1 pseudogene is annotated in these 514 nt (G+C 61.3%); it reads right to left on the bottom strand.

Annotated elements, in window-relative coordinates:
• Positions 1–433, bottom strand: a pseudogene (locus tag HMPREF1627_RS00280) (NADH-quinone oxidoreductase subunit F); the annotation flags it as partial.
• Positions 434–514 lie beyond the last annotated feature (81 nt).

The raw sequence follows: 514 nt of genomic DNA, 5'->3' as shown, positions 1-514 counted from the left end.
CGAGAAGGCGACGGTAAACGTGGGCGACCTCGCCACGCAGGTAGATAAACGCGTGCTCACAGCGAATCGCTCGAGACGTGATTGCCATGCCCTCAATCAAAACGTGCGGGTTGGCCATCAGTAGCGGAATATCCTTACAGGTTCCCGGCTCGGACTCATCCGCATTCACAACGAGGTAGCGGGGGCCGCCATCGTCAGGAGGCAGGAACGACCACTTAAGCCCCGTGGGGAAGCCAGCACCACCACGGCCGCGAAGACCAGCCGTCTTCACCGCATTCGTAATGTCAGCCGGATCCATCGTTAGGGCGCGCTCAAGGCCCTTGTAGCCACCGCGCGAGCGGTACGACTCAAGCGTCCATGAACGTTCCTCGTCCCAACCGCGCGAAACGATCGGCGTGAGGATGCCCGGCTTGGAGAACGTTACTTCACTCATCAGTTGCCCTCCTCAACCTGCGGGGCCGTGCCGGTAGCTTCAGGAGCCACCCAGCCCTTCTCTTTCGCGATCTCCAGACCG

It is taken from the genome of Actinomyces sp. S6-Spd3 (assembly GCF_000758755.1).
In the GTDB taxonomy this organism is placed as follows: domain Bacteria; phylum Actinomycetota; class Actinomycetes; order Actinomycetales; family Actinomycetaceae; genus Pauljensenia.
This window is presented reverse-complemented; position numbering and strand designations above follow the sequence as displayed.